Here is a 13,714-nt window from a genome sequence, read left to right on the forward strand (position 1 = left end):
CTGTCTTGGAGATCGCCCTGGCCTCACCGGCCCGAGCCGGAGCCGGAGCTGGCCGCCGGGGTGGCCGACGGGGTGGCCGCCGGGGTGGGCGTCTAGCCGGTTCAGGCTCTGACAGTCGAAGCGATTCGAACGGGTGGCGTCAGAAAGGAGCCTGGCCGACGAGATGACCCTCCCGCCTTCGCACCGTTGCCGGTTCAGGAATTCCATCGGCGGGGTCTTCGGAGTGGTCAACGAAGGACACCCTTCGGGACGGGGCCGTCACGGGATGGGCCGTCACGGGATAGTCCGTCGCGGGACAGTCCTTTGCGGGGAGGGCTGTCGCCGGGCGGGCAATCGGGGTGGGGTTCACGGTGTAGACGAAGCCTGCCGGTGAGGTCCAGGTGATGGGGCCGGCCGAGCCGTCGGCGCCCGGATGCTGCTCGATCTTCCAGGCGGTGTGGTGTTTCACCCTGTGGTGGCTGGCGCAGAGCGGGCTGAGGTTGCCGAGGCTCGTTTCACCGCCGTCTGCGAAGGCGACGGTGTGGTCGAGGTCTGCTGTAGCTGCCGAGGTGCAACTGAGGGGAAAGGTGCATTCGGAGTGCACGGTGCGCACGAGTTCATCGAGTGCGGCCGGTGCCCTGTACCGGTCACGCCCGAAGTTCAGTGCGATCCCGGTCGCAGGGTCTGTCAGCACACGGTAGAACGCGGGTGCGTCACGCGTGAGCTCGAGCGCGGTGAGCCGGTCGATCGGGCCGTATCCGTCGAGTATCGCCGGGCCGGCATCGCCGGTGCCGGTGCTGGTGCTGGTGGTGGTGCTGGTGCTGGTGGTGGTGCTGGCAAGGCTGGTGTCGGTGCCGGTGCTACCAAGGCTGGTGGTGGTGCTGGCAAGGCTGGTGTCGGTGCCGGTGCTACCAAGGCTGGTGCCGGTGCTGGTGCTGGTGCTGGTGCTGGCTCTGCTGCTGTGGCCGCGTCTGTTGCCGAGGAGGGTCAGGGCGGGGACGGTCACGCGCACGTGGGCTCGCACACCGCGCGGCGCACCGGGAATGGATGTCTCGCCGTTCAGCGCAAGGTCGGCGAGCACGTCGGCCCGCAACTGGGCGAGAGTGCGTGGGTCACGTGAAGAGCGGAGTGCACGGCCGAGTTCGGTCGCTCGGTTGTAGAGGGCGACGGCTTCGACGGCCGGAAGGAAGAGGGTCAGCCACGCCATTCCGTCGGCAGCCGGGTCAAGGGTGAGACAGCGGCCGTCGGCGGCCTCGGCGTGCCGTTCGATCGCGGTGGTCGGTTGGGCCTCCTCGACGGCTGCCCGGGCCTCGCGCTCGAGTCTTTGAACGGTGACGTGCTGAGCCGTGGGCAGGAGGCGGGCTTCGTAGTCGGCGACGGATTCTGGCGGGAGAAGCATGCCGTGCTGCACGATCTTCTCGGCGTGCCGGTAGGAGATGAGGCCTCGCTCCAGCGCAGAACGCGTCTCGCGGTACGGCCCGGCGAGACCTTCGGCCGTGTCGATCTTTCGGCGGGCGTCAGTCTCACTGAGGTGGGCGCCGACCGCCAGCTCGGTGACGATGGTGCGCTGCACGACGACCTGTTGCGACCACTGCGGACCACCGGAGGACTGGTCGACGAAGTGCAGGGCGAGCCCAGCCACGCGCAGTCGCTCAACCTGCGCGAGGTGCGCCGCGGCGGCTCTCGCGGCCTCGCGTTCGCCCGCCATTACGGTGCGGGCGGCGTCTGCGAAGTCAGCGCGCAGCCGTGCCTGCCGCGTCGGTTGACTGAGTAATTCTCGGTTCATGCATTGATTCAAGCACGCAAGAACGGTGTAGTGGGGCACTCCGCAGAATCTGTGGAAAGCCCGCAATTGGGTCCACCTGTGAGGGAGAGAAGCCCGGGCGATGCCCCGGCACGGGCCCGGCACGGCACGGGCACGGCGCGGCACGCACGGCAGGACCCGAGCCGACTCAGTGCAGGTCGAGCCGAGGCGGAGTGAAGCGTGCCGCGAGAAAACGCCCGTTCGTGAGCAGAGCGGCCGCATCATCCGCGATCGCTGCGTCGCGCACCTCGGCGACCGACGTCTCGAGCAGCGCGAGCTGCCGCTGGAGCTGGGCCGCGGGAGTGCTGTGGTCTGTGAACTCGTGACCTTCCGCCCAGTCCGGCGGAAGAGTGAGGTAGGCGCGCACGGTGTCGGGCAGGTAGACCGTCGCAGCGCGCAGCACGGTCGCCTCGGCCTCACCGCGACCGGCGACCCGGGGTACTGCATCGAGGAGGAGCGTCGTGATGCGCCGGAGCGTCGCGAGCGCATCGGGCGGGAGCCGACCCTCGAGCAGAGCGGGCAGCGCACGCAGGTCGGGTTCAAGGGTGGGCTCGTCGACTCGCAGGTCTGCTGCGGCGTTCGGGATGCCCAGCTGCCCGAGTGCCACGGCCGCCGACCGGGCATCTCCCGTGGTCTCTGCCGCGATCGCGGCCACTCGCCCCGCGAGGGCCGTGAGCCACTCCCCCACGGGCAGGGTTCGCCGGGCGATCGTGACGCCGCCGGAGACGCGCTCGACCTCGGCGAGAAAGCCGCCGAGAGCACCGCCGCCACCGACACCACCGCCGCCCCCACGACCACCGCCGCCGCCGCCGCCCGCCGGGGCCAACGTGAGAACCTCCCGCGCATCCCTCAGCCGCAGGCGCGCGATCGAGCCGGGTCGCCCGGCGATCCGGTCTCCGAGCGACCGGTCACGCGCGACCACCAGCACCCCCGAGGCCTCTGCCCCGGGCAGCGCACGCCCCACGCCGGTTACGAGCTCAGCGAGGAAGCGCTGCCGATCATCCGCACCCCCGGGAGGAACAGAACCGCTCACCACCGGCCCCCATCCGTCAGCGGCAGCACAAGGCTCGGCACCGCAATCACGTGGTCGGGTCGCAGCGACCGCACGGCAGTGCCGATCGCGAAGAACTCGGTGGTGTGCCCACCCCAGCGATGGGGCAGCGAGAGCAGCTGCATGCCGACCACCCCCTCGGCCTCGAGCGCCTCACCCTCGGCCTGCATGCGGCCCATCGCCAACTCACGGGCGTCGTAGAGCGCCTCGGTGAACTGCGTGATCTCGACGTTTGCACCGATGTTGTTGAGCGACGACATCACGCCCTGGTGGGCGATGTGGTAGACGCAGGTGCCCATCACGAGGCCGAGCGGCGCGTAGCCCGCCTGGATGAGCGTCCAGAAGTCCTGGCCCGACAGGTCTGAGGTGAACGGCAGCCCCTTGTTGTTGCGCCAGACGCCGTTCGCGGGCGGCTGTTCGGCCACGACGGCCGTTCCGACCGCCACGAACTCGGCCAGGTCGTTGCCGTATTCCTTGAACTCGATCTCGAGACGCACGCCGACGATGCCGTCGGCACCGAGGGCATCCGCCTCGGCCTCCATGCGCGTCATCGCGAGCTCGCGGGCGTGGTACATGGCCGCGCTCAGCTTGTCGAGCTCCATGTTCTTGCCCCACCGCCGGGCCTGGATGCCGACGTGGTAGACACTCGAACCGAGCACCAGCCCCACCGGCCTGAACCCCGCCTGCCGCACGAGGAGGAACTCATTGACCGAGAGGTCGGAGGTGAAGAGGTGCTTCTTGCCGTCGGCCAACCGGGCCCTGGCATCGGCGGGAATCGAGACATGTGAGAGCGGATCGCTCATCAGAGCTTCCTTTCGTCGCTGAGCGGGAGGATCGTGAGCACCGAGGGCGGCGCGGTGTTGCGACGGAAGCGCGGGATGGGCACCAGCGTGGTTCCGACGGTCACCGCTTCGGCGTGGAAGTCCTTGCCCTCCTGCCCGCCGCAGGGGGTCTCGAACTCGTGCAGGGTCATGTCGGTGACCACGAGTTCGGCCCCTCCGGTGTGGGTCGCATGAGCCGCCAGTCGAACCCGCGACTCGTGCCTCGCGGACTGGATGAGCTGCGACATCCCGCTCACCTCGCCGTTGACCCAGCTCGTGCGCTGCTGGCGCAACTGCCAGTCCTCGTGCTTGGTCGAGATGGAGATGCCGAGCACGATCTCCTTCGGCTGGAACCCCGACAGGATGCTCGAGGCGGTGTCTTCGGCGTTCAGATTCGTGTGCCAGACCTCCCCCGCAACGGTGGGAAACGGCACCTTCAGCGGGTCGATGGAACGCACCGCGGTGCCGAGCGCCGTGAATTCCCAGGTCGCGCCGGCGAGGTGGGAGCGCCTGATCTGCACCCCGACCACGCCGTGCGCACCGAGCGCGCGGGCTTCGGCGAGCATCCGCTGCAGCGCCCCGTTCCAGCCCGTCTCGTAGGCCTTCGTGTACGGGGCGAATCCGCTGTACGCGCCACCGCGGCCCGAGGTGATGATGGGCGAGACGGATGCCGCGCCCAGGAATGCGCCGAGACCGCCGGTCGGTAGACCCCGCCAGCCGCACCCGGTGCCGGCCCAGCCCATGTTCATCACGAGGCATCCGAAGACTTCGCCGACGGGCACGAGCCCTGCGCTCTGCACGCTCGCGGCAGCGGGGGCCGAGAGCAGGGAGCCCGCGGTGCGGCTGGCGCGCTGTCGCTCGACCCGCTCGTGCGCCGCGCGGGGCAGACCACCGACCCAATCGTTCATGCGATCATCCAAGCACGCCCGAGGTGACCGCTGACCCCGGTGTTTCTGAGAGAACGTTCAGCTCTCGGGGCGGGCCACGAGTTCGAGGTCGATTTTCGTCGGGGTCATGCAGCGACAGGACGACCACGCCGAAGTCGGGCAGCGGAGACCTCCCCCGTGCTGAGTAATCGCGTGACATCGCCACCCTCACAACGGCGGATGCAGAGCGCCTCAGAGCGCCTCGACCGCCCCGCCGGGCGACGCTACGTAGACCTCCAACCGCAGGTCGCGCGCCGCCTGCGCGAGCCACGCGGGGTCGCGGAAGAAGCGGCCCATCGGCTCGCTCACGCAGAGCGCGATGCGGGCTTCGGCGAACAGGGTCGCGCGCAGCCAGACGAGTTTGAGAGCATCCGCCATCGCCTTGTTGCGCTGCGACGACTTCACCGCGCCCGTCGCCGAGATGCACTGGACCAGCAGGCTCTCAGCGGTGTCGACGCCGTCGATCTCGACGCGCACCCCCTCGGGCAGGGTGACGAGCCGCTGGGCGAGGGGGGTGCCGAGGTGGGCGGCGAGCGCCGAGAGCAGCGCGGCAGCAGGGTCGGGGGCGGCGGGCGCTGCGGGGTCGAGATCGAGTGGAACGGTCATCCGTCGACTCTAGGTCGAGCGTGTTTCGCGGCGGTTTCGGGCATCCTACTCGTGCTTGCCGCCGAGCTCGAGCAACAGCACGCCACCGAACACGAGGGCGATGCCGATCAGCTGCACGACAGTCAGGAACTCCTTGAACACCAGCCAGCTGATCAGCGTGACGAGCACGACGCCGGCGCCCGCCCAGATCGCATAGGCGATTCCGAGGGGAACTCCGCGTGACAGCGTGAAGCTCAGCATGACGAACGACAGGATGTAACCCACCACGACGATGATGTAGGCCCACCAGCGGTTTGCGAATGTCGCACCCTCACCCGACGTGAACTTCAGAAATGTCGTCGCGACGACCTCGGAGGCGATCGCGAGCGCCAGGAAGATGTACCCCACGCGCGCCAGCCTAGTGGGGGCGAGTGTTTAGGCTGGGGCGGTGGTGCGAAACAGATCCGAGGCGAAGGTCGAGCCGGCGTGGAGCGGGCACGAGAAGGGCAGTCCCGCCTACCGGCGCCTGCTCGCCGCGCTGTTCTTCGCCGGCATCGCCACGTTCGCCCAGCTCTACTCGCCACAACCGGCCCTGCCTGAGATCGCCGATGATTTCGGCATCGGGGCGGCCTCTGCGGCGCTCGTCGTCTCGGCCTCGACGATCGGGCTCGCGGTGGGCGTCATCCCGTGGTCGGTGGTCGCGGATCGCATCGGGCGACTGCGCTCCATGTCGGTCGCGGTCATCGCCGCCTCGGTGCTGGGGTTGCTCGTTCCTTTCGCCCCGACGATCGAGGTGTTGCTGGCCGGGCGCTTTCTCGAGGGAATGATGGTCGGTGGCGTGCCGTCGATCGCCATCGCCTACCTCAGCGAAGAGGTCATCGCCGCGCACGCTGCCCGGGCCGCGGGAACCTATGTGGCAGGCACGACGATCGGCGGCCTGCTCGGGCGCCTCGTCGCAGGCCCGCTCGCCGAGCTGGCGGGCTGGCGCACCGGCGTCTTCACGGTGGCGGTGCTGTGCAGCGTTTCGGCGGTGATCTTCATCCGGCTCGCCCCGACACCGCTCGGCTTCATACCGCGGGCGCTGCGGGCCCCCGGCACCGATCTGCCGCTCGCCCGCCGTCTCGCGGTGAACCTGCGCTCACCACGGCAGCTGGTGCTCTACGCCCAGGCGTTCCTTCTCATGGGGGCGTTCGTCGCGCTGTACAACTACCTCGGCTTTCGACTCGTCGCCGCCCCGTTCTGGCTGCCGCCCGCAGTCGTCAGCCTGGTCTTCATCGCCTACCTCGCCGGAACGTGGTCATCATCACAGGCGGGTGTGCTGGCGAGCCGCGTCGGGCGCCGTCCCGTGCTGCTCGTTTCGATCGGTGTCATGGTCGCAGGCGTCGCCCTGACACTGTCCCCCCTCCTCGTGCCCGTACTCGCAGGCCTGGTGCTGGCCACCGCCGGGTTCTTCGGGGCGCACTCCGTCGCCTCCGGCTGGACAGCAGCCGACGCTACGCTCGGGCGCGCCCAGGCCTCGTCGCTCTACAACCTCTTCTACTACGGCGGTTCCAGCCTCTTCGGCTGGCTCGGCGGCCTGTTCTTCGAAACTTCGGGCTGGACGGCGACGGCCATCATGATCGGCGCCCTCGCAGTGGCGGCAGGGTGCCTGGCCGGCGCGGGCCTCGGCGGTGCCGAGGTGCGCACGACGCCGGGGGGCGACGGATGATCAGCCGAAGCTCACGTGCTGCAACACCCAGGCATGCATGGCGACGGCTGCCGCGGCCGAGGCGTTCATCGACCGGGTCGAGCCGAACTGGCTGATCTCGACGATGGACTCAGCCGACGAAGTCGCCGCGGGTGAGAGCCCCGGCCCCTCCTGCCCGAAGAGCAGCACGCAGCGCTCGGGGAACGAGAACGTCTCGATGATCACGCTGCCGGGAACGTTGTCGATCGCGATGATCGGCAGGGCATCCCGTGCGGCGAAGGCCACGAAGTCGGCCACCGTCTCGTGGTGCTGGATGTGCTGGTAACGGTCGGTCACCATGGCACCGCGACGGTTCCACCGCTTGCGACCGATCACATGAACGGTGTCAGCGCCGAACGCATTCGCGCTGCGCACGATCGACCCGATGTTCATGTCGTGCTGCCAGTTCTCGATCGCGACGTGGAACGGATGCCTGTGCAGGTCGAGGTCGGCGACGATGGCGGCCATGCTCCAGTAGCGGTACCGGTCGATCACGTTGCGCGAGTCGCCCCGCTCGAGGAGTTCGGGGTCGTAGAAGCTCTCCGACGGGAGCGTGCCGACCCAGGGACCGACCCCGTTCGTGGTGAGTTCGAGGGAGGGGTTGTCTCGGGCGTCGGGCATTCGTCAACGGTAGCGGGTCACCGCGACATCCATTTGTTAGATGCATCGAACATTTCCTCCGAACTGCGCTAACATTGCCGGATGACAGCGACCAAGACGTCTGCGGGCACAGGTTCGACGGCGAACATGCCCGCCGCCCGTGCACCCCGGCTGTTCTTTCTGCTCGGTCCGGCCTTCGTAGCGGCCATCGCCTACGTCGACCCCGGCAATGTCGCTGCCAACCTGACGGCCGGTGCACGATACGGATACCTCCTGGTGTGGGTGCTGGTCGTGGCGAACGGCATGGCCATGATCATCCAGTACCAGTCGGCGAAGCTCGGCATCGTCACGGGCCGCAGTCTCCCGGAGCTGCTCGGCGAGCGCATGAGCACACGCAGCCGCCGCGCGTTCTGGGTGCAGGCCGAGCTCGTGGCCGCGGCCACCGACCTCGCCGAGGTCATCGGCGGTGCGATCGCCCTGCAGCTGCTGTTCGGGCTTCCGCTGCTCGTCGGCGGGGTCATCGTGGGGGTGATCTCGATGGGTATCCTCGCGGTGCAGTCGCAGCGTGGGCAGCGGCCGTTCGAAACGGTCATCATCACGCTGCTCGCGATCATCGCCGCGGGGTTCCTGGCCGGTCTGGTGGTGAGCCCGGTGAGCCTGGGCGGTGTGGCCGAAGGGCTCGTCCCCCGGTTCGACGGTGGCGACACCGTGCTGCTGGCGGCCGGGATGCTCGGGGCCACGGTCATGCCGCACGCGATCTACCTGCACTCCTCCCTCGCGCGCGACCGGCACGGGGCGTCGCTCGGGGCACACCGCGGCGCGCTGGGGGCGTCGCTTCCGTTGGTGGAACGTGAGGGGCTGGTGCGCACCGAGTTCGTGCCGACGCCCGGCCTCACGGCGGGCATCCGGCGCCTGCTGCTCGCGACGCGATGGGACGTCGTGGTGGCACTTCTGCTGGCCGGTGCGGTGAACATCTCGATGCTGCTGATCGCGGCAGCGAACCTGGGCGGCGTCGACGGAACCGACACCATCGCGGGCGCCCATACCGCGATCACCGCAGCGCTCGGCCCGGTGATCGGCGTGATCTTCGCGGTCGGGCTCCTGGCGTCAGGTCTCGCGTCGACCTCGGTCGGCTCCTACGCCGGCGCGACGATCATGTCGGGGCTTCTGCACGTGCGCATACCGCTGCTCGCGCGGCGGGTGGCGACGCTGATTCCAGCGCTGATCATCCTCGGAATCGGCGTGAACCCCACCTGGGCCCTCGTGCTGTCGCAGGTCTTCCTGAGCCTCGGCATTCCGTTCGCGCTCATTCCCCTGTTCCGTCTGACGGGCGACCGGATGCTCATGGGGCCCTTCGCGGATCGCCTGCCCCTGCGCATCCTCTGCTGGGCCGTCGCGACCCTCATCGTGACTCTCAACGTGGCGCTGATCGTGCTGACGATCACCGGAGCCGGCTGACGCCGAAAGTCAGGACGCGGCCGGGCTGACCCACACCGCATCGGAGGCACGCTCGCCCAGCTCGACGGGGTCACCCCGCTCGCCGAGCCGCACCGCGACGTCACCCGCGAAAGTGCGGTGTTCGTCGACGGTCAGCCGGACATCCAGAACTACACCCTTCTCGGCCACGTACCGCAACAGGGCCGGGTCGGAGTCGGAGATACGCGAGACGACGAGCGGGAGCCCCGGCAGAGCGTCGCTCAACCGAACGGCGTCCGGGCGGCGAGGGCGGCCATCGGCCGTGGGGATGGGGTCACCGTGGGGATCTCGCGCGGGGAAGCCGAGTTGGCGGTCGATGCGATCGATGAGGGTGTCGGAGACAGCGTGTTCGAGAACCTCGGCCTCGTCGTGCACCTCGTCCCAGGAATAGCCGAGCATCTCCACCAGGAAAGTCTCGACCAGACGGTGCCGGCGCACCATGCCGATGGCGACGGAGCGCCCGGCGTCGGTGAGCTCGATGCTGCCATAGGGCTCGTGCTCGATCATTCCGAGAGCCGCGAGCTTGCGAATGCCATCGGAGACGGTCGCCGTACTCACGCCCGTGCGCTCGGCGAGCTGTTTCACCGAGACGGGTTCGGGGGCCCATTCGGAGGCGGCCCAGATGACCTTCAGGTAGTCCTGGGCAGCGTTGGTGAGGTTCGGCGCGGCCATGCCGACAGTGTATCGGCGGGGCGATTTCGGGAGCTGGGGTGTGCCGCGCAGGCACAAACCGTCTCGGATCTCAATCCCTGCCCGCCGATCATTAGCAGACATAAACTTTCGTTGTGGCTCAGACAATGAAGACAGGCAACAACGGTGCAGCGAACACGCGCATCGTGCATCACAACGGAAACCAGTACCTCGCGACGGCCGAGATGGCCGAGATCTTTCTCGCCAAGGCCGTCGGCATCACCGAACAGGGCGACACGCAGCTCGTTCCGCTGCTGCACAGTCAAGGCGTCGATCTGCTGCTGATCTCGCCCGCGACGGTGTTCGCTGTCGCGATCATCGAAGTGGGGCGCGCGGCCTGACCGCGAATACCGGCTGGCCGGTGCGGGTACAAGGGCACGCACCGCGACGCGGTACCCAGTAGCGTCTCAGCATGACGTTCAACGACAATTCGAAGCTCGACACGAGCCGGGTCTCCAAGCGGGGCAAGACCGGTATCGCGGTCGGCGGCGGTGGCGCCGTGGTCGTGATCGGGCTCTTCCTGCTCTCACAGGTGCTCGGGGTCGACCTGACGGGGTTGGCCGGCGGGACAACGTCGCAGAGCTCGTCGACGGAGGAGGCGCTCGACTGCCAGACCGGTGCAGACGCCAACGCACGCGTCGAATGCCTGATGGTGGGGGCATCCAACTCGCTGGATTCGTACTGGCAGAAAGAGGCTCCCCAACTCGGTGTGACCTACCAGTCGCCGGCCGACTTCGTGCTCTTCGACGGCTCGACCAGTACAGGATGCGGCCAGGCCTCGAGCGCCACCGGACCGTTCTACTGCCCGCCCGACCAGACTATCTACGTCGACACGTCGTTCTTCGACGAACTGCGCAACCAGTTCGGCGCCACAGGAGGCACCCTCAGCGAGATGTACGTGGTCGCGCATGAGTGGGGTCACCACATCCAACAGATTGCGGGCACGTTCGCGCAGACCGACCGCAGCGGCACCGGAGCCGCCTCGGATTCCGTGCGCACCGAGCTGCAGGCGGACTGCTACGCCGGCGCGTGGGCAGCATCCGCCTCGCAGACGACCGACGTCGACGGCAATACGTTCCTCAAGCCCATCACGCAGCAGCAGATCGCGGATGCCCTCAACGCCGCGTCGGCGATCGGCGACGACCGCATCCAGCAGCAGAGCGGTGGAGCGGTGAACTCCGAGAGCTGGACGCACGGATCGAGCGAACAGCGGCAGCGCTGGTTCACGAACGGGTTCAGCGGAGGGGCGGGCAACTGCGACACGTTCGCCGCCGCGGACGGCGCCCTCTGACCCCGACGCCGGCGCCCAACCACCTCATGGACGACCCGCAGTAGCCTAGGGATGAGCACCTGAAGGAGCGCCATGTCCCGTCGTGACGAAATCGAATGCTGGCTGACCGACATGGACGGCGTGCTCGTCCATGAGAACCAGGCCCTGCCCGGCGCCGCCGAGCTGCTTCAGCAGTGGCGCGACGAGGGTAAGCCCTACCTCGTTCTGACGAACAACTCGATGTTCACCCCGCGTGACCTCAGTGCGCGGCTGCTGGCGTCGGGCCTGACCGTTCCGGAGGAGTCCATCTGGACCTCGGCGCTCGCCACTGCCGCCTTTCTGAAGTCGCAGCAGCCGGGCGGGTCGGCATTCGTCATCGGCGAGGCCGGCATCACGACGGCGCTGCACGAAGCGGGCTTCATCCTCACCGACACGAACCCCGACTACGTGGTCGTCGGGGAGACGCGGAACTACTCCTTCGAGGCCATCACGCGCGCCATCCGCCTCATCTCTGCCGGCGCGCGGTTCATTGTCACGAATCCGGATGCGACCGGGCCGAGCGCTGAGGGCCCGCTGCCCGCAACGGGTGCTGTCGCGGCGCTTATCACCAAGGCCTGCGGCAAGGAGCCCTATGTCGTGGGCAAGCCGAACCCGATGATGTTCCGATCGGCGCTGAACAAGATCGGTGCCCACTCCGAGAACACCGGAATGATCGGCGACCGGATGGACACCGATGTCGTGGCCGGTATCGAGGCGGGCCTGCACACGATCCTGGTGCTCACGGGTATCAGCGACCAGGCCGAGATCGCGCGGTACCCGTTCCGGCCCGACGAGATCCTGAAGGGCGTCTACGAGCTGCTGGCGCCGGAGCCCGTCGAGTCCGACGAGATCTGATCAGCGGCGGGGCAGCGGCAGCCTACTTCGGCGACAGCGCCGGCGCGCTGGTTCGAACCACCGTGGCGTACCCGCTGCGGCTTCCCTCGACGGTCACCGTGACCTTTGTGCCGAGGTCGGCGGACGTGACGAGGTAGGTCGCCTGGCTGGCGCCGGTGATCTCGACGCCGTTGCGCTTCCACTGGTAGTGGTAGGTGATCGGCGCGGGCGTCCAGTCCCCGGTCACAGCAGTGAGCGTCTTGCCGGGCGCGAGCGCCCCACCGATCTTCGGCACCACCGGCGAAATGGTGCCACCGGTGACCGTGGCCGTGGGTGCGCTGGTCTTCGTGACCGAGGTGTAGCCGCTCTTCGCTCCCGTCACGCTCACCGTGAGCACCTGCTCGGCGTCGGCGTTCGTGACGGCGTAGGTCTTGTTCGTCGCTCCGGCGATGGGTGCCCGGCCACGCATCCACTGGTAGGTGAGAGCCACCGGGGCGGGGCTCCAGGTGCCGGTCAGCGCGTTCAGGGTCGAGCCGACCTTCGCCGTGCCCGCAATGGTCGGAACCGGCGTGGCCGTCAGGGCCCTCGCCGTGACCGCCGCCGTTGCGGCGCTCACCATCGTGACGGCGTATGAGGCCTTCGAACCGGTCACGGCGACGCTCATCGTCTTGCCGAGGTCGCCGGGCGCAATGACGTAGCTGCTCGCGGTGGCACCGCCGATGTCGAACCCGTTGCTGCGCCACTGGTAGGCGAGCGCGACAGGGGCTGGGCCCCACGCTCCCGCACTGGCGGTGAGGGTCTCACCGAGCCGCGGCGTTCCCGAGACGGTCGGGGTGGGTGCCGTGAGTCCACCCCGCGTGACGGTCTGCGTGAAGTGGCCGCTGAACGAGATGACGTTGCCGCCCGGCCTCGTGTCGGTGTCTGCCCAGATGAGTTGGCCGACGCCATCCGATCGCCAGGTGAAGCCGCCCGCATCCGCGCGCCCGTTGGCCTGCGAGAGAGCCGAGAGCTGCACCGCCACGGGATCGAGCCGTGCGTTCCGCACGACCGGCAGCGCCTGGGGCACGTCGACGGCGATCGGCGACAACTGCACCGACTGGTTCTCGAGGTTGACGGTGGCCGCCGACGACCCGAGCGGAACAGCGCCCGTCACCCGGTTGTACGAGAGGTTCAGCAGCGTCACCGTCGACAGGCGGGAGGTGAACTGGATGTCGCTGAGGAGGTTGAAGCTGAGATTCAGCTCCCGCAGAACGGCGCCCGGCGTGAACGACGGTGCCGAAGCGATCGAGTTGTGCGACAGGTCGAGGAAGTCGAGATCGTTGAGGGTGGAGAGGTCGCCCACCGAACCGATCGAGTTGTACGGCACTCTGAGCGTCTGCAGCGAGAAGAGGCTGCGGAGCACGCTGATGCCCTGGATGCGGTTGTAGCCCGCATCCAGATTCTCGAGCGCGCTGAGCCCGGCGAGGCTGCCCAGGTCGGCGAGCTCGTTCTGGGAGAGGTCGAGCTCGACGAGCGCCTTCAGCTTCGAGAGGGAGGGCAGCACGGCGATCGAATTGCTGCTCAGGTCGAGGCTGGTCAGCGCTGTCGCCTGGGCGAGCGGCGTCACATCTGTGATGCCCGCCCCCGAGCAGTCGAGCCCCACGATGCCCTGCAGGTCGGCGAGGGTGACGTCGGGCCCGGGCAGGCCCAGAGTAGCGAGAACGCAGGCCTTCAGCTTCGCATCGGCAAACGGAACCACCGGGCTTGCCGCGACCGCCGGTGTGACCGCCCCGAAGACGGCGATGCCGGCCAGCACGAGGGAGGTGGCTGCTGCTGCGAGGCGCCTACGGCGGCTGAGGGTGACTCTGGGTGACATCTGCTGCTCCTGATCGGCCCGGCGGGCTCGTTCAGCTTATTGAGCATTCGCCACTTTC

General features: G+C 68.6%; 14 protein-coding genes. 5 read left to right on the plus strand and 9 right to left on the minus strand.

Annotated elements, in window-relative coordinates; translation table 11 throughout:
- Nucleotides 1-139: 139 nt before the first annotated feature.
- The 6 genes from B7R24_RS15205 to B7R24_RS15230 form a co-directional block, all read right to left on the minus strand.
- The gene (locus tag B7R24_RS15205; protein ID WP_172582860.1) at nucleotides 140-1,765 is read right to left on the minus strand and encodes an HNH endonuclease signature motif containing protein; all 1,626 of its coding nucleotides are present in this window, start codon (nucleotides 1,763-1,765) and stop codon (nucleotides 140-142) included.
- A gap of 166 nt (nucleotides 1,766-1,931) precedes the next feature.
- Nucleotides 1,932-2,816 (minus strand): hypothetical protein, encoded by an 885-nt coding sequence (locus B7R24_RS15210; protein WP_147304065.1) that lies wholly within the window; start codon nucleotides 2,814-2,816, stop codon nucleotides 1,932-1,934.
- Complete coding sequence (locus B7R24_RS15215) at nucleotides 2,813-3,637, minus strand: heavy metal-binding domain-containing protein (protein WP_116419807.1); 825 nt, start codon at nucleotides 3,635-3,637, stop codon at nucleotides 2,813-2,815. The genes B7R24_RS15210 and B7R24_RS15215 overlap by 4 nt, the downstream gene beginning before the upstream one ends.
- Nucleotides 3,637-4,563 (minus strand): heavy metal-binding domain-containing protein, encoded by a 927-nt coding sequence (locus B7R24_RS15220; protein ID WP_116419808.1) that lies wholly within the window; start codon nucleotides 4,561-4,563, stop codon nucleotides 3,637-3,639. Before B7R24_RS15220 ends, B7R24_RS15215 begins: the two co-directional genes overlap by 1 nt.
- 210 nt (nucleotides 4,564-4,773) lie before the next feature.
- Entirely contained in the window at nucleotides 4,774-5,187 is a 414-nt protein-coding gene (locus B7R24_RS15225) for a hypothetical protein (protein ID WP_116419809.1), read from the minus strand.
- A gap of 45 nt (nucleotides 5,188-5,232) precedes the next feature.
- A complete protein-coding gene (locus B7R24_RS15230) occupies nucleotides 5,233-5,574 on the minus strand; it encodes a DMT family transporter (RefSeq protein WP_116419810.1) in 342 nt (113 codons plus the stop codon).
- A 40-nt stretch (nucleotides 5,575-5,614) separates the two neighbouring features.
- Here B7R24_RS15230 and B7R24_RS15235 point away from each other — a divergent pair, with 40 nt between their 5' ends.
- Nucleotides 5,615-6,874 (plus strand): MFS transporter, encoded by a 1,260-nt coding sequence (locus B7R24_RS15235; protein ID WP_253259491.1) that lies wholly within the window; start codon nucleotides 5,615-5,617, stop codon nucleotides 6,872-6,874.
- Here B7R24_RS15235 and B7R24_RS15240 read toward each other — a convergent pair whose 3' ends face one another.
- Nucleotides 6,875-7,513 (minus strand): TrmH family RNA methyltransferase, encoded by a 639-nt coding sequence (locus tag B7R24_RS15240; protein WP_116419811.1) that lies wholly within the window; start codon nucleotides 7,511-7,513, stop codon nucleotides 6,875-6,877.
- A 126-nt stretch (nucleotides 7,514-7,639) separates the two neighbouring features.
- Here B7R24_RS15240 and B7R24_RS15245 point away from each other — a divergent pair, with 126 nt between their 5' ends.
- The gene (locus B7R24_RS15245) at nucleotides 7,640-8,950 is read left to right on the plus strand and encodes an Nramp family divalent metal transporter (RefSeq protein ID WP_253259506.1); all 1,311 of its coding nucleotides are present in this window, start codon (nucleotides 7,640-7,642) and stop codon (nucleotides 8,948-8,950) included.
- A gap of 9 nt (nucleotides 8,951-8,959) precedes the next feature.
- Here B7R24_RS15245 and B7R24_RS15250 read toward each other — a convergent pair whose 3' ends face one another.
- Complete coding sequence (locus tag B7R24_RS15250; protein ID WP_116419813.1) at nucleotides 8,960-9,640, minus strand: metal-dependent transcriptional regulator; 681 nt, start codon at nucleotides 9,638-9,640, stop codon at nucleotides 8,960-8,962.
- Between the two features lie 125 nt (nucleotides 9,641-9,765).
- Here B7R24_RS15250 and B7R24_RS15255 point away from each other — a divergent pair, with 125 nt between their 5' ends.
- The 3 genes from B7R24_RS15255 to B7R24_RS15265 all read left to right on the plus strand — a co-directional run bounded on the left by B7R24_RS15255 (nucleotide 9,766) and on the right by B7R24_RS15265 (nucleotide 11,822).
- Nucleotides 9,766-9,999: a hypothetical protein gene (locus tag B7R24_RS15255; RefSeq protein WP_116419814.1), complete on the plus strand. Its 234-nt coding sequence runs from the start codon at nucleotides 9,766-9,768 to the stop codon at nucleotides 9,997-9,999.
- A gap of 71 nt (nucleotides 10,000-10,070) precedes the next feature.
- Complete coding sequence (ypfJ, locus tag B7R24_RS15260) at nucleotides 10,071-10,949, plus strand: KPN_02809 family neutral zinc metallopeptidase (protein WP_116419815.1); 879 nt, start codon at nucleotides 10,071-10,073, stop codon at nucleotides 10,947-10,949.
- A 72-nt stretch (nucleotides 10,950-11,021) separates the two neighbouring features.
- Complete coding sequence (locus B7R24_RS15265) at nucleotides 11,022-11,822, plus strand: HAD-IIA family hydrolase (RefSeq protein ID WP_116419816.1); 801 nt, start codon at nucleotides 11,022-11,024, stop codon at nucleotides 11,820-11,822.
- Nucleotides 11,823-11,844: 22 nt separating this feature from the next.
- Here the strand turns inward: B7R24_RS15265 and B7R24_RS15270 are convergent, their stop codons facing one another.
- Complete coding sequence (locus B7R24_RS15270; RefSeq protein ID WP_116419817.1) at nucleotides 11,845-13,656, minus strand: leucine-rich repeat domain-containing protein; 1,812 nt, start codon at nucleotides 13,654-13,656, stop codon at nucleotides 11,845-11,847.
- Nucleotides 13,657-13,714: the final 58 nt, after the last annotated feature.

The sequence above is a fragment of the Subtercola boreus genome, assembly GCF_003399645.1.
Taxonomy (GTDB): domain Bacteria; phylum Actinomycetota; class Actinomycetes; order Actinomycetales; family Microbacteriaceae; genus Subtercola; species Subtercola boreus_A.